Here is an 18374-nt window from a genome sequence, read left to right on the forward strand (position 1 = left end):
ATCAGATTACGTGCTTTAGCGTGTTTATTTTCACGAATTTAAGCAGAATAAGTAGCAGCAGTTAGTATGCGTAAAAATTAGCAGGTGTAACAGATGAAGCAAATACGTTGCAAAATGCAATCTGAGCAGATGCGCGCAAGAATAGAGCTCGCATCTCGCATATTTTGTTACGTACTTTCCACAATACTTTGCTTTATTCTTGCACTTTGCACAAGCCTCGGCCCAATCTTTCGCGACCAAGACATTAAGGTTCATTTAGGTTCGATTACTGATTTTTCTTGGATTAATGCGCTGATTTTTATTGCCGCTTTCGCAGTATACGCGACTATTTTGTGGACGATTATTTATTACGGCAAACATGCGTCTTTCCCTAAGCAATATAGCCGTTTTGGGGCGTGGATTAAGTCGATTTTTAGAAAAAAGCACAAGACTAACACGGAGAAAACAGATAAAACTGTCGAAAAAGCTGACAAGAAAACAAACGAAATCAAAAGCGAAAACACAGCTACTCGCAAAATCAAAAAGCACCACACATCCGCAATCTGCCGCTTAATTCGCAACATTTCGAAGCGTTTTTATAACGCCGCGCTCTGGTTTATTAAGCATTCCACACGAAACCGCCGCAATCTTTTCCTCACTTTCTTCCTAGGCTGGATTTGGGCTCCGGTCACTTTGCTTGCTGCGTACGGCGCCGATATCTGCTCGCAAATTCGCGAGTACAGTTGGGCTTGGAATCAGGTTACAGGCTTAAAGCAGCCCTATATTGGCTTCTTTAGCTTCGTCCCAATGGACATTTACCCCACAGCTCACTACCTTTGGCCTTCGAAGCCAACCTATTTAACCGATCAGCACAACATTGTGCTAACCGTTATTTACGGTGCTACAACCGCAGTTTCTCGATATTTCACCGATTCTAACGATGCTGGAATTATACTTTTAGCTTTTATACAGTTTGTATTTGCCGCTTGGTGCGTTGCCGCGAGCGCAAATCGCTTCTTAAATAGACCTTGGTTAAAAATTGCGCAATCGCCGCAAACGCAACAATTCCAGCGAACCCAGCAAACGCAGCAAACCCCAATGTTCGCAAGATTTGCCGTCTTGCTAATGTTCTTGCTAAGCCCGCTTGTTGTGTGCTCCACAATTGCGCTCACAAAATCGCCACTTTTCGCCTTCGCGTTCCTGTGGTGGTTCGGCATAAATTATGAACTCAGCAACGCATATTCAAACACAAGCAACACATATTCAACCTCCAGCAAAACTAAGCAAAACTGCACAAAAACCAACTGGCACACCGTTTTAGAGCTTCTTATTTCTGTATGCGTTATGCTTATTGCCGCAAAATATGCATGGTATATTCTACTTATACAATGCGTGCTTCTGTTTATATTCATGCGCAAACGCTGGCGTCTGTGGCTCTGCACTATTCTGCTTCCAACGATTATTATTCACGGCGCTCTGCTGCTTCTTATTTCTAGTGGCGCAATTATTAATGGCGACCCTATTGAAAGCCGCGGCGTGCAATTGCAGCAAATCGCGCGCATTGCAAAACTCGACCCACACAGCATTCCTAAAAGCGCAAAACGTATTATTGCACCTATTTTTAATCTCGATCAAACCGCCGAAGCATACAAGCCTTACGATGCCGATCCTGTGAAATCTTCCGGATTGCAGTCAAAGAAAGTAAGTTACCGCTGGCGCTACGTTAGTCGCGAAAATATTAGCAAATTAAATATTGCATGGTGGCAAATGGTAACGCATAGTCCGCTTGTTGCAACGGATGCTTTTCTTGCGAAATCTTACGGCTATTTCGATATTTTTGACCGCCCATACGTTGGTCCAGAATACTATATTGACACGGATAATATTCGCAATTCCGATTGGATTCGCTACTGGAATCCTCAGTTCCGCACAGACTTTGCAGATTCCATAAGCACTTGGAGCGATATTCCAGTTATCGGCTGGCCTATTCACGGAAATACTTTTGTTATTGCAACGCTGCTGATTGGGGTTGCGGAAATTATTCTTCGCCGCTGGCGCACGGTTTTGTGGCATATGCCTTTGGCTTTGCTTATTGGAGTAATGATTTTGGCACCTGCGAATAATTTTGAGCGTCACATGCTGCCTATTGCTTTTGCTTTCTGCTTTGTTGCTCTTACTTTTTGGAGAGATACTTCTACTCGCACGCGCTATAATGGTAAAGAATGTTTAGAGTTAAAGGCACAAGATGGAAGAGAAGCATACACAGCAGTTTGCGCAAAATAGCAGCGAGCGCGCTTCACTCGTACCTTCTGAAGATCTTGATTTTCTCTCGCTTCTAGCCAGCGTGCAATCTTACGAAACTAATCAACCTAAAACTAGCCAGCCTGAAACAAATAACCCTGAAACAAATCAGACTGAAAATGCTATTGCAGAAACCAAATCTAATGAAGAAAAGCATCGTCACCACTTGTGGCATAGGCTTTCTGCAAATCAGAACAAAGATAATAAAAGCAAAGACGCTAAAGTCAAAGATACTCAATCTTCCGCAAACTCCGCCCCGCATTTTACTCCCCTACCTAGCGCTCCTAAATCCACCGACTTTGGCATTTTTGACACTCGCGACGGCCAAATTTTCGACTCAGCTATGCGCCTTCGTCTGCACACTTTAATTGCAACTTGCTTAATGAACGGCATTTGCGATTCTAGAATTAACGCTTTTATGCATTTGCTTCAGTGGCCCGACTCTCCAAAAATAGTTATTATTGCAGGAACTTTTGGCAAGGAAATCACTCCGGATGACGGCCCAAATCGAAAACCAGCTCCTGTAGCTCCTGCCGACAATACGGATGCTTTACGTCGCAATATTTGGCCGCAACTCGGAAGCTGCAACGCCTACGACGCTATTGTTGAGCGCGTGCAAAGTAGCGCATTGCAACGCATTTCTAAAGCATGGCAGGCAACTAAGTCTTTTGCTAAAAATATTAACGATTCCGCTGCCTTTGCTACGCCTTCGCATATTATTCTGCTTGCCGTTCGTGAAGAACCTAGCGAACAAGCTTTAGAGAAGATTTGCAGCGTGTTTGTTCCTTCTAAAAAGCCTATTTGCGTAAGTAGTTTAGTTGAAGGAGTTAGTGAGATTTCTTCCGAACTTACCGCAATACTTGCGTCGATTGCTGTTGCACCGGCGATTAAACATTTGCCACAGGTTATTCATACTGATGACGTGCTTCCAGAACGCGCGCTTATTGGCGATTCCACTGCTTTTAATACTTTGTATAACAAGGTGTATCAAAGTTTAGCACCATACAGTAGTGATGATCCAACTCTTGAAACGATTGATATGTTCTTGCGTTTTGGCGGCGCGTTAGATCAGACTGCGCACGAGCTGAATGTGCATCCAAATACCGTGAGATATCGTTTGCGTAAGGTTGCGCAAACTACAGGTTGGGATGCTACGGATCCGCGCGCAGCTTACGTTCTGCAAACGGCAATAACAATTGGTCGTATTCGCGATTCGCACTAAAACGAAGTGCACGACAATAAAAGCGCGCAAAAACAAAGGCGCGCAGAAACAAAGCATGCAAAAAATAAAGTCGCGCGAAAATAAAACATAAAGAAAGGGCTTGGAGCCTGATGCCCCTAGTAGCACCAAACCCAAGCCCTTTAACAAAACCGACTCGTTTCCCTAACAAACAAGCCAGCCAAACACTCAACAGTCACGCCCCCGAAAACCAGCGCACAACACTACCGTGAAGAAAGAGATTTGGCAAAACAGTAGAATCATGCAAAAGCCCGAAAGCAAACCCGCCGCAAAAACATAAAGCCCTTGCAGCACGTTGAGTGAAAGATTTAACAAGTGAGCGCACCATACTCACATACAGTGCGCTCACAAACAAATCATTAAACAATCAACACACTTAATGTGCTAACAGCTTAGTGACGGATCTTGCGAAGAGCAGCACCCATGCCAGCAAGCACGGAAGCAGCAACAGCAGCCAAAGCTACAGCAGCACCGGTCTTAGCCAATGGAGCAGACTTCTTATCGGCCTTCTTATCAGACTTCTTATCAGCCTTGTCGCCCTTAAGAGCCTTCAAGATATCCTTAGCGCCAGTATCGCAGCTCAAATCACGAGCGTGATCATTAGCGGAATCCAAGATAGCTTCAGCGCGAGTACGGTTGTGATGAGCAACCTCAAGCAAGCCCTTAGCCTGAGCAAGCTTGCCCTTGATTACCTTAGCTGCATCCCAATCCTCGTTAGCCTTAGCATCCTTGTAATCCTCGTTAAGCTCTGCAATAATATCCTTCACAGCAGCCTCAACGTGGCCGTAGTGCTTTACAGCCTTCTGGAGCTGACGACGAAGCTTACCCAAGTAAGCGCAGTTGTCGCCACCGAAGTTCTTAATGATGTTAGCCCAACCTGACTGCTTCAAACCGAACTCGAGCTTGTCGAGAAGAGCATCGTAAGCAGCAACGTTGGTGATACCCTTCTTGATAAGTTCAGCGGTCAAACCCTTGTAGTTGGTGTAAAGAGTGCTGGTACCAAGTGGGGAAACCATGGTAGCGCCAGATGGTTCATCGCCACCATTCAAAAGATTAATAAGATCAATCTTCTTATCATTCTTTGGGGTGGTTGGAGTGGTTGGGGTGGTGCTAGATGGCTTACCAGCATTAATCACTTCATTATCAGAATCAACCTTATTCTGAGCATTGGTGACAGCCTTCTTAGCTTCTTCAACAGCAGTCTGCTTTGTCTTAGTTACACCCTGAGCAGCCTCGTAAGCAGCCTTAGCAGCAGCCTTACCAGCCTCATCAGCGTTATCAAAAGCAACCTTCTTAGCCTGCTCATCAGCCTGAGCAGTCTTTAATTCCTTCTCAGCCTTCTCGAGAGCTTCCTTCTTCTCAGTCAGAGTCTTCTGATCAGCCTTGAGAGCTTCCTTAGCCTGCTCAACCTTAGCAGCATTAGCATTAGGAGTGAGCATATCATCCAAATTGTCAGCCATTGCTGGGGCGGCGAATGCCAAGCCGGAAACGAGGGTGGCGCCAGCAGCGAGTGCGGCGATAGCCTTCTTGTTAAACATAATATTTTCCTTTCTTCTTCTCCACCACGCTTGAAACACATGGTGAAAAAACATAAACCCACAAAATCAATCTCTTGTGGATAACTTTCAGATAGAGCATCTAGCTGAAAGCTGTTATTAACATACCCCCCCCCGTTCGAAAAAGTCAAGAGCAAAAATACGCATCCAACACAGAAAACATCAACAAAACTACGAAAATATTCCAGTAAAAGCTCGTAAAACCACAAAAAATACGCTAAACAGCACTGTTTAATCGTAAAAAATACTATTTCACGATTTTCAAAGATTTTTCTCAGAAAACTCTCAGGAAACTCGCGGCCGCCACCCAACGCCACCCGCAAACCCTTGAAAAACCGCCATTTCTAAACGACACGCCGTGCGCTACACGCGGAGACCCGCCTTCACTCACGACCAAAACTACTCAAGCCTGCGCTGTTTAGGTCGGAATCTTCCGCAAAAGCGACCTAAACTACTCACCACTGAGTCGTTTTGGTCGAAATCTTACAAAAAAGCAACCTAAACTACTCACAGCTGAGCAGTTTAGGTTGATTAGATACAGCATAAGTAGAAGCGTGTTACATATAGAAAATGCAGCGCTTACTACACAGCTCTTACTGCACATCTCCTAATACACAGCGCTTACCGCAAAAAATTATGAGTTGAATAGTAATCTTTCAAAGAATCTTTAGTAATTTTTTGAACGCATATTGCCGAACCATTAGCACCATCATAAGCATTCTTCCATGGATCTTCACTATGCGTCATAGCGCTCAAATCACTACCAGAATATCCAGCAAACTTTTCGCATACCTTTTCCACAAGAATCTTTTGGTCATCCGTTAAAGAATTATCCTGAAGTTTCTCAGTATTTGGAAGTACAAGCTCACCTTTACGAATCAAAAACTTACCACGATGCAATGCAAATAATTCCGGGCAAACAGGACCATTCCTCCATGCCTGAAAATCCTCGTTAAATAACGGACATCCTTTAATCGCCAAAGAATACGCTTGCGAATAGTAAGCTAGCTTCTGCAGCTTCATAGTGGTAATAGTTCCAGTAATATCAAGGATGTACGATGCCACATTAAAGATTGTTGTCATACGCACCTCCCTTTTATAAAACATACAAGTTATATATTATATTCGTATGACGATAATTAGCCGAAAGCAAGCTAATGCAGCTGGCGAAATACTTAAGGAATTGAGAGATCAGCAAAACTCAGAAGAGTATGGCAAACAGATATCCATCCTCAACGCATGGCGCCATCAGCATGAAGAACCAGCACAAATCTTTTTCAAAAAACTTGTTGGAATCATAAATAAGTATCCAGACGCAATGGCTACGTATCGTCTTAAACGCAAAGAATCAATACTTAAAAAGTTATACCGCAGCAATGGAAATTTTGAGCTTGGTGCAATAGATGACATTGCAGGGTGTAGGGCGATTGTAAATTCTGTGAGTGAAGTTTACGAAGTTTATGATGAAATTCTTAATCTTAAAGAAGCTGGGGGAATCGATATTAAGAAAACGAAAGACTATATAAAAAATCCAGAAGAGTCCGGATACAGGTCACTGCACGTAATCGTAAAACAAACATTAAACCAAGAAAAAATAGATAGACAATATAGGATTGAACTACAAATACGAACCAAGCTTCAACACTATTGGTCAACAGCAGTAGAAGCTATGAGTGAGATAGATAACGTAGAATACAAAGATCCTACTTTGGTAAGTAAAGGTAATACTCGAATACAATCTTGCGTACAATTCTTCAAAGTAATCTCTAAGTTATTTGCTTACAACGAAAGCAACGATGACACTTGCAGTGAGTATAAGAAAAAACTCGCAAATTCAATGCGAACAAACAATGATTTTAAAGGAATTATTGAAGATCTTGAAGCTGCACGAAACAGCGTAACTATTAACATGCAAAAAAATAGTACACAAGGCGGCGAAGGGCTTTACCTACTGGAGTTATCGCGAGAAACGCAAGAATTAACCATACATTCATACACTATGGATTGCGTAGAAAAAGCTATAACAAACTATAACAGCAAAGAAAATAGCATCATAAACGGTGAAGATAACAAAATTCAGCATGCAGAAATCGACAACAGTAGCGTAAATAAAAACTTAACAGTTAATAAGTCAGGTGCTCAAACATCAGATATAACTGACTTTAACAGCGTACTTATTTATGCACAAAACGAAAAACAGCTAAACGATACTTACCCTAATTACTTATATAACATAGAAAAATTCATTGAAAAAGTAGAAGAAGTAATTAATTAATAAGCCTTAGAGCAATAATCATGAATTCTTCTTAATCTGTGCGTTATCTTCGCAGTCGAATATATTTTTTATGCATGTTGAGATGGCATTCTGCTTACTTTCAAAAAGATTACATACAATAATGAAAATAATAGCTAAAATAATAAACCTGTAAAATCCTAACCACATATGTTCTGTAATAATTTCATTATTTAACAATCTCGTACCACCACTAACACTAACGCAATCGTAAAGCCAATTTAATAATTCTGATAAATACTCAGAAAGTTTCAGAGATAAATACAACATTGCTTCAAAAACTACTGTCATAATATTGATAATAATTAATTTATATTTATTACTATCTGAATCTTCTATTTTTATATCAAATATCCCTTTACATAGAATCTGTAAATTTTCCAATTTAAGCAAAAATACAATGCACGTTATTATCAAAGCAACTATTGTCCAATTAGACTCATTTAAAAACCCTAAAAGTGTAAACAATACTGACGAAACAGAAATCAAGAACTTTGAACTTTTCAAGAAAGCTTTAACGCTTCTGCGCACTAAAAAGCAGAACGGTATAAACCATAGAATGAACATTGCTAGCGATTTATAACATTCTGGCAAACCTTTAGTTGTATCATAATAAATATATGCCGAAATGCAAAAGGATAAATACAACTGAATAAAAGGTATTAAAAATAGAATTTCATTGTTCTTAAACTTTAAATAAATAAGGAACAATAAAAATAGTATTAAGTACACTACACAAGCATTAACAATAGAATATATTCGCTTTGAGTATTCAATATTACCGTAAAAAATTATGGCTATGGTAAAATACAGTAAAAGCACAGATAATACTATTAAAAGCATGCGTGCCACTAGTATACAATTCCTACGACTGTTAAAAAAGGAATATAATTTATCTTTTAAATTAAGCATTTCAAACCCGCTTTTAGTAAGTGCAATATCTGCGTACTACAATGACAACGCAATTAACTTTGTCATAATTGATTTATTCATTAATGGAAACTTTGTTATTAATTCTCACAAATTGTATATCTTCTATTTCAAAATAATATTTAACCTTTTTCTTCATTTGACTTATAAGACACAAAATTTTTTCTTTATCAATCGACTCCGACTTGTAGTCCAGCAAATATTAACGCACCCCCTGCAAAAATACCACTAACCAATTCAGGAGTAATCAAAAAAATCGGGCGACGCATAAATGCATCGCCCGCAAAACTTTCGTTTTCAAATCGTATTTAAAAAATTACTATGCTTACTGTACATTCTGTACAATCTCTTTACGCATAAAAAGAAAGGGCCTGGAGTCTGATGCCCCTAGTAGCACCAAACCCAAGCCCTTTAACAAAACCGACTCGTTTCCCTAACAAACAAGCCAGCCAAACACTCAACAGTCACGCCCCCGAAAACCAGCGCACAACACTACCGTGAAGAAAGAGATTTGGCAAAACAGTAGAATCATGCAAAAGCCCGAAAGCAAACCCGCCGCAAAAACATAAAGCCCTTGCAGCACGTTGAGTGAAAGATTTAACAAGTGAGCGCACCATACTCACATACAGTGCGCTCACAAACAAATCATTAAACAATCAACACACTTAATGTGCTAACAGCTTAGTGACGGATCTTGCGAAGAGCAGCACCCATGCCAGCAAGCACGGAAGCAGCAACAGCAGCCAAAGCTACAGCAGCACCGGTCTTAGCCAATGGAGCAGCAGCCTTCTTACCAGCAGCCTTAGCTGGAGCAACCTTCTTATCTTCAGCCTTCTTAGCTTCTGGCTTATCTCCATCGATTGGACGATGAGACTTCATTACGGTGCGGTTCTTGGAATCGCGTGGGCCGTAAACATCCTCAGTAGAAAGGCTTGGGAGACGGTTGTTAACGAAGTTCTCCTTCTCCTTCTCCATCTCAGCAACGCACTTAACCTTATCTGCAATAAGCGCATCTGCAGTGCCGCATGCGTAAATCTTTTCAATCTTCTTGTTGTACAAGCGAACAAGCTCATTGTTCTTAGCTTCTACAGCACCAGCATGCTTGGAATACTCAGGATTGTAACCCTCGTTGTAAACTGGGTTCTCATATGCTGGATAATCTGTAGCCTTAATGCCCTTTTCATCGAACTTGGAAGCTTCACCAAAACGCATGTCGCTAGCCTTCTTAGGAACGGCTGGGGAATCAGTCTGAGTAGTATCACCGAGCTGTTCAGTAGTGCCGTGCTTAGTAACGTCACCATTAGTGCCGGAACCATAGCCAGAAAAACCTGCAGCGAAAGCTGGGGCGGCGAAAGCCAAGCCAGAAACGAGGGTGGCGCCAGCAGCAAGTGCAGCGATAGCCTTCTTGTTAAACATAATATTTTCCTTTCTTCTTCTCCACCACGCTTAAAACGCAGTGAAAAACATAAACCCACAAAATCAATCTCTTGTGGATAACTTTCAGATAGAGTATCTAGCTGAAAGCTGTTATTAACATACCCCCCCCCCGTTCGAAAAAGTCAAGAGCAAAAACAAGCATTCAACACAGAAAATATCATCAAAATTACAAAAATATTCCAGTAAAAGCACGTAAAACCATAAAAAATACGCTAAACAACACTGTTTAATCGTAAAAAATACTATTTCACGATTTTCAAAGATTTTTCTCAGAAAACTCTCAGGAAACTCGCCGCCGCTCCCCCGAGTCGCCCTCAAACCCTTGAAAAACCGCCACTCACAGCGCGACACGCCGTGCGCTACACGCGGAGACCACACGCGCCGCGAACCACATCGTCACCTATTCGTTACTAATGCAGTCTTCGTACTGCGCCAGTAACGATAAATCGCATTTATTCGTTATTAACGCAGTCTGCGTACTGCACTATCAACACTAAATCGCAATTATTCGTTACTAACGCAGAAACGCAGCGACGCAAGTAACAAAAAACGCTGAAAACGTAACTCAAAAAGAGCACATTCTCAGCGTTTAAGCCTTAGCGCTTAATTATATTGCGCGCAAAATTACGCAGGCAATAACTTAAGCAATAAAATCAGGCAGCGATGCTTGCAATATCCACTGGAACACCAGGAGCCATTGTGGAAGTCACAGTTACCTTAGTAATGTAACGACCCTTAATGGTGGTTGGCTTCAAACGGCGGACTTCGTCTGCAACAGCCTTGAAGTTTTCTTCAAGAGCCTTGGCATCGAAGGAGAGCTTGCCGAAGAGGAAGGACAGGTTGCCCTGGCGATCCACGCGGAACTCAATCTTACCGCCCTTAATGTCTGCAACAGCCTTGGCAACATCCATGGTCACGGTGCCAGTCTTTGGATTTGGCATCAAGCTACGAGGACCGAGAACACGACCCAAGCGGCCAACCTTACCCATCATGTCTGGGGTTGCAACGACTGCATCGAAGTCAAGGAAGCCGCCGGCAACCTTTTCGATCAATTCGTCATCACCAACGATGTCGGCGCCAGCTTCCTGAGCCTCAGTAGCCTTTGGGCCACGAGCAAACACCAAAACCTTAGCGGTTTTACCGGTGCCGTTTGGCAAGTTCACAACGCCACGAACCAACTGATCAGCCTTGCGAGGATCTACATTAAGGCGCATAACAGCCTCAACGGACTCGTCGAAAGCGTGCTTTGGCATGCTCTGCAACAAAGCAATAGCTTCAGCTGGGGTGTACAGGTTATTGCGGTCGATCTTCTCAGCCGCTTCACGATACTTCTTAGAACGCTTAGCCATTTCTACACTCCCTTTCAGTCGGTAACGGTAATACCCATCGAGCGAGCGGTGCCCGCGATGATCTTCATACCGGCCTCGACGTCACGTGCGGAGAGGTCAGGCATCTTAATTTCGGCGATTTCGCGCACCTGAGCCTTGGTCACAGAACCAACCTTGTGAGTCAATGGATTCTCGGTGCCCTTCTGAATGCCAGCAGCCTTAAGCAACAAAGCAGCGGCTGGTGGGGTCTTCAAAATGAAGGTGAAGGAACGATCTTCGTAAACGGTGATCTCTACTGGGACGATCTGACCCATCTTGTCCTTCGTCTGGTCGTTATAGGCCTTGCAGAAGTCCATGATGTTCACGCCGTGGGAGCCTAATGCTGGACCCAGTGGTGGGGCTGGATTTGCTTTACCAGCCTGAATCTCGAGCTTAATAAGCGCGGAGACTTTCTTTTTCGGAGCCATAATATGGTTCTTCTTTCTTGTACAAGCGGTTCAAACGGTTGCTACAAACGCTGATATAAAGCCGTTTTGCAGCTTCCTCCCGCATCTTGTATTGCTGTGCTGTGCTAGCGGATTACTCCTCCAGTCACAAGCCTTCCTATTATGCCACATCTTCGCGACACGCTGCATTACGACAGCTGCAATTCTTAACATTTAGCAGCAACATATTTTCACATACATGCTTAATATGAGGCTACCTATAAATATTCACAAAATATGCCATGGCTCGGTAAATAAACAAAACCGGAGCGCAAATTAACGCGCCCCGGTTTGTAAAAGTTATAAAAACTTAAGATTTCTGCTTAAGATTTCGGCTCAGGATTTCAGCTCAAACAATCGGCTCAACCTGGTTGAAACCAAGCTCCACAGGAGTTTCACGACCAAAGATGGAAACCAACACTGTAAGCTTCTGAGTTGTAGGCTCCACGTCCGAAACCACAGCAGCCATAGTAGAGAATGGACCGTCTGTAACAGTAACCTGATCGCCAACCTTGTAAGCAACTTCAACCTTGCGCTTACGTGCAGCTGCAGGCTTATCTCCAGCGTTCTTCAAAGCTTCGGAAGCAATCATAGGAGCCATCATTGCCACAACTTCCTTGCGGCTCAATGGAGCTGGCTCTCTAGAAGGTCCAACGAAACCAGTCACGCCCTCAGTTTCGCGCACAATGCGACGAGCGTTTTCATCCGGCCACATGCGAATGAGCACATAACCTGGCACACGCACGCGGGTAATAACTTTCTTACCCTTTTCCGTATGCTTCTCAACTTCTTCCATTGGAACTTCAATCTGGAAAATCTTATCTTCCAAACCAAAGTTCTGCACACGAGATTCAACGTTAGTCTTTACACGCTTCTCATAGCCAGAGTAGGTGTGAAGCACATACCACTTGCCTTCCAAAGTGCGCAGCTTCTTAGAAAACTCAGCTACAGCAATTGCGCCGGCATCAGTTGGGTCGTCTTCAGTAGATTCAGAATCAGTTGATTCGGCATCAGTTGCGCCAGTTTCAGCTTCCGCGTTATCTGCGTCAAGAGACGCAACAGCAGCTTCAGCGGCGGCATCGTCAGAAGAATCAGCAGCAGCATCAGAAGCATCGTTAACTGGAGCTGCATCTACGGCTTCAACATCTTCTACAGCATCTGCAACTTCTACAGCTTCTGCTTCTTCGGGATTGAACTCATCAGTCATATTTTATACACCTTCAAAATTTCAACTCAGCCGAACAACCACATTACGAACTTGCCTAAGCCAAGATCCATGCAGGTTACGAAAGCCATTAAGAACACAACGAATATGAACACAGCTATAGACCAAGCGAACAACTCTTTGCCGTGAGGAGCAACAACCTTGCGCGTTTCGTCGATAGTTTGCTTGACGAACATGCCAATACGCATGAACAAGTTCGGCTTTACTGCTTTCTTAGTGCTGCGTGCCTGTGCCATGCCTTATTCCTTCGTGTAGAATTTGTGAACTAAAAACTGGCAGGGACGGCGGGACTCGAACCCACAACCTACGGTTTTGGAGACCGTTGCGCTACCAATTGCGCCACATCCCTATGGTGAACTTGCTTATCATACCCCAAAAGGTGCGACATAGCAAAACCGCCAGATAGCTATGTTATCTCATGGGCATGATTTCGCGATTAATAGCATTTAGCGAGTGTCGTATAAAGCTAAGCCTCAACCCACTAAAGTTGAGATTCAACCAACTAAAAACTAAGCCTCAACCCACTTTTTCATGCGACGCATACCTTCTGCAAGCTGATCGTCCGCGAGCGCGCAAGAAAATCGCAAATAACCTGGAGCGCCAAAAGCCTCGCCAGGAACGGCAGCTACATGCGCTTCATCAAGCAACATTTCCGCGAATCGCGAAGAAGTATGCGGAACTTCACTTTTTTCTCCAAGAGGACGCTCAAGAAGCGCCTCAACGTTAGCAAAAGCGTAAAAAGCGCCGTGAGGAAGCGGGCAGGTAACGCCGTCAATATTATTCAGCGCTTCCACAATTGCCTTGCGACGAGCGTCAAAAGACTCTCGCATTGTGGAAACCACGTCTAAAGATCCGCCAACTGCAGCAATTGCAGCTCGTTGCGAAATATTAGAAACGTTAGAAGTCATGTGACTTTGCAGCTTTACAGCAGCTTTTGCAACATCCTCAGGCGCAACCATCCAACCAACTCGCCATCCTGGCATTGCGTAAGTCTTTGCAACACCGTTTAAAATCAACAGCTGATTTCTAACTTCCGGAACCTCAACGCCAATGTAAGAAGTTGAAATTCCGTCGTAATGAAGATGCTCGTAGATTTCGTCGGAAAGAACCCAAATATGGTGTTTTACGGCCCACTGGCCGATTGCGCGAATAGTTTGCGCGCTCCAAATAGCGCCCGTAGGATTTGACGGCGAAGTTACAATAATTGCGCAAGTGCGTGGAGTGCGTGCTGCTTCAAGCGCATCAATATCTGGCTCAAAACCGCGTTCTGCACCTGCCAAAACCGGCACAGGCACGCCGCCTGCAAGCTTTACGGCCTCCGGGTAGCTAGTCCAATATGGGGCTGGAATAATAACTTCATCGCCATCATTTAAAAGGATTTGGCATGCTTCGTAAACGGCTTGCTTTCCGCCGTTTGTTACTACGACTTGATTTGGGGAGACTTCGTAGCCAGAATCGCGCTTAACTTTGCGGGCGATCGCCTCTCTAAGCTCCGGCAGACCAGCAGTAGCGGTGTATCGGTAGTTGCGAGGGTCTTTGCAGGCAGCAGCTGCGGCTTCAACAATGTAGGAAGGAGTAGGGAAATCTGGCTCGCCTGCGCCGAAACTTACTACGTCAACGCCGGAAGCTTTCATAGCTTTTGCTTTGCCGTCGACTGCAAGCGTTGCGCTTGGGGCGACTTTGTTAATGCGATTGCTTAATACGCGCCAATCTTCTTGTGCGGAAGTATCTACCATATTCTCTGCCATGGTTTCTAGTGTAACCGCAAGCCGCGAAACGGTAAATTTGCCGCAAATCTCCGGAGTTTGTTGCCGTTTCGGAAGCATTTGACCACATTTGCCGGAAAATTCCCGGCAAATGTAGCTGCAGCTAATTACACAAGCACAAGATTGTCGCGATGCACCACCGGATGCGCATACTGCCTGCCAAGCGACTCCTCAAGCTCGTCGCTTGTGCGCCCCATAATCTCCGGAATCTCCTCAGCATCAAAAGCCACTAAACCTTTTGCCAAGTGATTTCCCTGCTCGTCGTCAATCCACACCGGATCCGTTGCCGAAAACTCTCCGCAAACACGCACAATACCAGCCGCAAGAAGGCTCGCACGTCCGCCGCGCACAGCCTTAGCAGCACCCTCATCAACCACCAGCGTTCCGTGAGGATGTGACGCAAACCCAATCCAAAGTCGCCTAGCAGAATCGCGCGTATGAACCGGAGCAAACGCAGTTCCAACAACATCTCCAGCAAGAGCCGGCCCTGCGTTTCCAGCACAAGTAAGCACGGTTGGAATACCTGAAACTGCCGCCACATGCGCGGCTTCCAGCTTCGTCACCATACCCCCAGTGCCTACTCCCGAAACACTTGCACCAACCTTCACTTCTTCTAAAGCGCGCGTCACATCCGGCACAAAGCTCACTCGTTTTGCACCAGGCTCGCTAGGCGGCGCAGTATAAAGCGAATCCACATCTGTAAGCAGCACAAGCGCTTCTGCACGCACAATATTTGCCACAATAGCTGCAAGTCTATCGTTGTCACCGAAGCGAATTTCGTTGCTAGAAAGCGCATCGTTTTCGTTTACGATTGGGATTACGCCAAGTTCCAGCAAACGCGTCATTGTGCGCTGCGCGTTACGGTAGCGAGATGGCGAAATAGTAACGTCTGCCGTCAGTAACATCTGCCCTACTCTGAAACCAAATTGCGAAAATGCTGCTTCATATTGTGCCATAAGCAAGCCTTGACCAACCGAAGCCGTGGCCTGCTGAGTTGGCACATCTTTTGGACGCTCCGCAAAACCAAGTAGTCCAAAGCCCGCGGCAATTGCGCCAGAAGACACAAGAACAATTCGAGCACCTTGCATTTGCGCGTGACTAATTGCAGAAACAAGAGCACGCAACTTTTGCACATCCAGCCACCCAGATGCGTCTGTAAGAGAGCTTGAGCCTACTTTCACAACAATTGTGCGCGCCTCGCGGATTGAACACCGAACCCCGTCTTCGGTAAGTTCAATTTCCGGATTACTCATAAAATTCCCCCTTGATTCCGCTAGTTTTCCTGCTCTTCGCCGCGCCCAAATAAGCTATTTTCGTCATGACGATCGTCGTCCACAGAAGGATCCGCCCAATGTCCCGACTTTCGCTCAGCCATCATCGCTTCTCGAACCGCAGATTTAGCGTCCATCATGCTGTGATAATCGCGTCGACGCTCTGCATTCGTGCGTCTTGCGCCGCGAGGATCGTTCGCTTCAAGTCGCAAATCTTTACCGCGCGCACCCAAGTTAGCGCCGTCCAATCCTTCCGCACCGGCTGCAATGCTTGGATCCCAGTCGAAGCAAACCATGTGATTGCCAGTGCCAATGCGAATTTCATCTCCCGGACGCGCGCCCTTTTTACGAAGCTCATCCTCAACACCAAGCTTTGCCAAACGATCCGCCAAGTAGCCTACGGCTTCGTCGTTGTCAAAATTCGTTTGCACAACCCAGCGCTCCGGCTTGGTACCGGTTACAGTGAACCAAAAATCACCATTTCTGTCTTCTTCGCGCTTAATTTCAAAGTCCGAACTGTTTCCGCGACCATCATCGCGACGTCTGCGCAAAGTCGAAGCCGGCTGCTCAAGAGGCTGAATAACAACGCGCTCTTCTTCGCGAGCCGCTTCCTCGGCAGCGAGCTTCTCACGCATCTTTTCAACAAGTCGACCAAGCGCAAAACCAAGCTCTTTCAAGCCTTCGTGAGATGCTGTAGAAATCTCAAATACAGTCAATCCCATTTTCTCAAACTCGCCGCGCACAAAATCAGCCAATTCTTTAGCTTCAGGAACATCGACTTTGTTAAGAATAATAATGCGCGGACGCTCCGGAATTGGGATTGCGCCCAACGGAAGTTCAAGTTTGTTAGCGTATTGCGCAAGCTCATGTTCAAGAGCGTTATAGTCGCTAATTGGATCGCGATTTGGCTCAAGAGTTGCGCAATCAATTACGTGCGCAATAATTTCCGTACGCTCAATATGACGCAAAAACTCAAGACCTAAGCCTTTGCCTTCAGAAGCTCCCGGAATTAAACCTGGAACGTCCGCAATTGTGTAACGATAGTTTCCGAAACTTACTACGCCAAGATTTGGCACCAAAGTAGTAAACGGATAGTCTGCAATTTTTGGTTTGGCTGCACTAATTGATGCGACTAAGCTTGATTTTCCTGCAGATGGGAAGCCGACTAAAGCTACGTCTGCAATAGATTTGAGTTCCAAAATTACGTCGCGCTCTTCGCCAGGCTCGCCCAAAAGAGCAAAACCTGGAGCACGTCGTACTTTATTTGCCAAAGCTGCGTTACCAAGACCGCCGGCACCGCCTTGAGCTACAACGAATTTATCCCCAACATGACGCAAATCCGCCAAAACTTCGCCCGGACGCTTTTGAGAGCCTGCAGCACCGCGCGCTGTAAAAACAACAGTTCCAACAGGCACAGGAAGCACCAAATCCGCGCCTTTTGAACCGTCTTTAGTATCACCCAAGCCCATCGTGCCATTCTCTGCTGTGCGATGAGGCATAAAACGATAGTCGAGTAAGCTGTTTGCATTGCGGTCTGCTACAAAAATAACTGAACCGCCGTCACCACCATTGCCGCCATTAGGTCCAGCCAATGGCTTGTACTTTTCGCGACGGACTCCAGCGGAACCATTGCCGCCGTCGCCACCCTTCACGTGCACTGTTACGCGATCTACAAAATCACTCATACTGCTACCTTACTCGAAGCTAAACACTTAATTTCGAAGCTACGAAAACATTTGACGGAAATTTATACGGCGTTTGGAGTGCCAGACACGCCTCAACACTCCAAACGCGAGATGGATTCCCCACGTTTGGAGCGCCACACCAACCAAAACCCTCCAAACGCGAGACAACTTCCCCACGTTTGGAGCACAAACGCTAGTAAATATGCGAGAACAAAAAAGCCGCACCGAATTGGGTGCGGCTAGAAGACTAATCTGTCACTCAGGCGGTAACAACGTCAACAACCTTGCGGTCGCGACGAATGCCGAACTTCACATTGCCGTCCGTCAAAGCGTACAGCGTGTGATCCTTGCCCAAAGCAACATTCTGACCGGCGTGGAACTTAGTGCCGCGCTGACGAACGATAATGTTGCCAGCCACAACAGCTTCACCGCCGAACTTCTTCACACCAAGATATTGCGCTTGCGAGTCGCGACCGTTGCGCGAGCTAGACGCACCCTTCTTATGTGCCATCTCACTGTCCTTTCAGGTTTATAACACCGTCAATCAGGCGATGGCCGTGATCTTGACGAGAGTCAACTTCTGGCGATGACCCTTGCGACGAGCCACACCAGTCTTGTTCTTAAACTTCATAATGCTAATCTTTGGGCCCTTGGCTTCGTCGTTCAAGACTTCTGCCTTCACCGTGATCTTAGCAAGATCCTTGGCGCTTAAGGTCACCTTAGCACCGTCAACAACGAGCGCGACCGGGAATTCCACGGTATCGCCCTTCTTCGCATCGAGACGGTTCACGAGAATGGCGTCGCCAACCTCGACCTTCTCTTGATGGCCACCGGCCTTCACAATCGCGTACATAATTCGTTCCTTAGCTCAATTGAAA

At 45.2% G+C, this 18374-nt stretch carries 16 protein-coding genes and 1 tRNA gene; 3 read left to right on the forward strand and 14 right to left on the reverse strand.

What is annotated here, in order from left to right:
* Positions 1-93: 93 nt before the first annotated feature.
* Both HXT35_RS02635 and HXT35_RS02640 read left to right on the forward strand, forming a co-directional pair.
* Positions 94-2262, forward strand: a complete 2169-nt coding sequence (locus HXT35_RS02635) for a DUF6020 family protein (protein ID WP_004128592.1) — start codon at positions 94-96, stop codon at positions 2260-2262.
* Positions 2225-3502 (forward strand): PucR family transcriptional regulator, encoded by a 1278-nt coding sequence (locus HXT35_RS02640; protein ID WP_004128594.1) that lies wholly within the window; start codon positions 2225-2227, stop codon positions 3500-3502. Before HXT35_RS02635 ends, HXT35_RS02640 begins: the two co-directional genes overlap by 38 nt.
* 410 nt (positions 3503-3912) lie before the next feature.
* Here HXT35_RS02640 and HXT35_RS02645 read toward each other — a convergent pair whose 3' ends face one another.
* A complete protein-coding gene (locus tag HXT35_RS02645) occupies positions 3913-5058 on the reverse strand; it encodes a hypothetical protein (RefSeq protein ID WP_004128597.1) in 1146 nt (381 codons plus the stop codon).
* A 639-nt stretch (positions 5059-5697) separates the two neighbouring features.
* Complete coding sequence (locus tag HXT35_RS02650; protein ID WP_004128600.1) at positions 5698-6159, reverse strand: Panacea domain-containing protein; 462 nt, start codon at positions 6157-6159, stop codon at positions 5698-5700.
* A 46-nt stretch (positions 6160-6205) separates the two neighbouring features.
* On the opposite strand from HXT35_RS02650, the gene HXT35_RS02655 reads away from it, so the two are divergent.
* On the forward strand, positions 6206-7351 hold the full coding sequence (locus tag HXT35_RS02655) for a RelA/SpoT domain-containing protein (RefSeq protein ID WP_004128604.1): 1146 nt from the start codon (positions 6206-6208) through the stop codon (positions 7349-7351).
* An 18-nt stretch (positions 7352-7369) separates the two neighbouring features.
* Here HXT35_RS02655 and HXT35_RS02660 read toward each other — a convergent pair whose 3' ends face one another.
* The 12 genes from HXT35_RS02660 to rplU all read right to left on the reverse strand — a co-directional run bounded on the left by HXT35_RS02660 (position 7370) and on the right by rplU (position 18349).
* Positions 7370-7762, reverse strand: a complete 393-nt coding sequence (locus tag HXT35_RS02660; protein ID WP_230455193.1) for a hypothetical protein — start codon at positions 7760-7762, stop codon at positions 7370-7372.
* A gap of 1218 nt (positions 7763-8980) precedes the next feature.
* The gene (locus tag HXT35_RS02665) at positions 8981-9715 is read right to left on the reverse strand and encodes a hypothetical protein (protein WP_421777625.1); all 735 of its coding nucleotides are present in this window, start codon (positions 9713-9715) and stop codon (positions 8981-8983) included.
* Between the two features lie 674 nt (positions 9716-10389).
* Positions 10390-11085 carry a 50S ribosomal protein L1 gene (gene rplA, locus HXT35_RS02670; protein WP_004128613.1) on the reverse strand — a complete coding sequence of 232 codons (696 nt, stop codon included), beginning with the start codon at positions 11083-11085 and terminating at the stop codon, positions 10390-10392.
* 14 nt (positions 11086-11099) lie between these two features.
* Positions 11100-11531: a 50S ribosomal protein L11 gene (rplK, locus tag HXT35_RS02675; RefSeq protein WP_004118588.1), complete on the reverse strand. Its 432-nt coding sequence runs from the start codon at positions 11529-11531 to the stop codon at positions 11100-11102.
* A gap of 367 nt (positions 11532-11898) precedes the next feature.
* The gene (gene nusG, locus HXT35_RS02680) at positions 11899-12756 is read right to left on the reverse strand and encodes a transcription termination/antitermination protein NusG (RefSeq protein ID WP_004128614.1); all 858 of its coding nucleotides are present in this window, start codon (positions 12754-12756) and stop codon (positions 11899-11901) included.
* A gap of 26 nt (positions 12757-12782) precedes the next feature.
* Positions 12783-13010 (reverse strand): preprotein translocase subunit SecE, encoded by a 228-nt coding sequence (gene secE / locus HXT35_RS02685; protein WP_004128616.1) that lies wholly within the window; start codon positions 13008-13010, stop codon positions 12783-12785.
* A 37-nt stretch (positions 13011-13047) separates the two neighbouring features.
* Positions 13048-13123 (reverse strand) — tRNA-Trp (locus HXT35_RS02690).
* 160 nt (positions 13124-13283) lie between these two features.
* Positions 13284-14522 carry a pyridoxal phosphate-dependent aminotransferase gene (locus HXT35_RS02695; protein WP_155114874.1) on the reverse strand — a complete coding sequence of 413 codons (1239 nt, stop codon included), beginning with the start codon at positions 14520-14522 and terminating at the stop codon, positions 13284-13286.
* A gap of 125 nt (positions 14523-14647) precedes the next feature.
* On the reverse strand, positions 14648-15793 hold the full coding sequence (gene proB, locus HXT35_RS02700; protein ID WP_004128620.1) for a glutamate 5-kinase: 1146 nt from the start codon (positions 15791-15793) through the stop codon (positions 14648-14650).
* Positions 15794-15813: 20 nt separating this feature from the next.
* Positions 15814-17496, reverse strand: a complete 1683-nt coding sequence (gene obgE, locus HXT35_RS02705) for a GTPase ObgE (protein WP_004128622.1) — start codon at positions 17494-17496, stop codon at positions 15814-15816.
* A gap of 259 nt (positions 17497-17755) precedes the next feature.
* Complete coding sequence (rpmA, locus tag HXT35_RS02710) at positions 17756-18007, reverse strand: 50S ribosomal protein L27 (RefSeq protein ID WP_004133764.1); 252 nt, start codon at positions 18005-18007, stop codon at positions 17756-17758.
* A gap of 33 nt (positions 18008-18040) precedes the next feature.
* Positions 18041-18349, reverse strand: coding sequence for a 50S ribosomal protein L21 (rplU, locus tag HXT35_RS02715; protein ID WP_004129104.1), 309 nt, complete (start codon positions 18347-18349; stop codon positions 18041-18043).
* Between the last annotated feature and the right edge of the window lie 25 nt (positions 18350-18374).

It is taken from the genome of Gardnerella sp. DNF01141, assembly GCF_049244255.1.
Lineage (GTDB): Bacteria > Actinomycetota > Actinomycetes > Actinomycetales > Bifidobacteriaceae > Bifidobacterium > Bifidobacterium vaginale_E.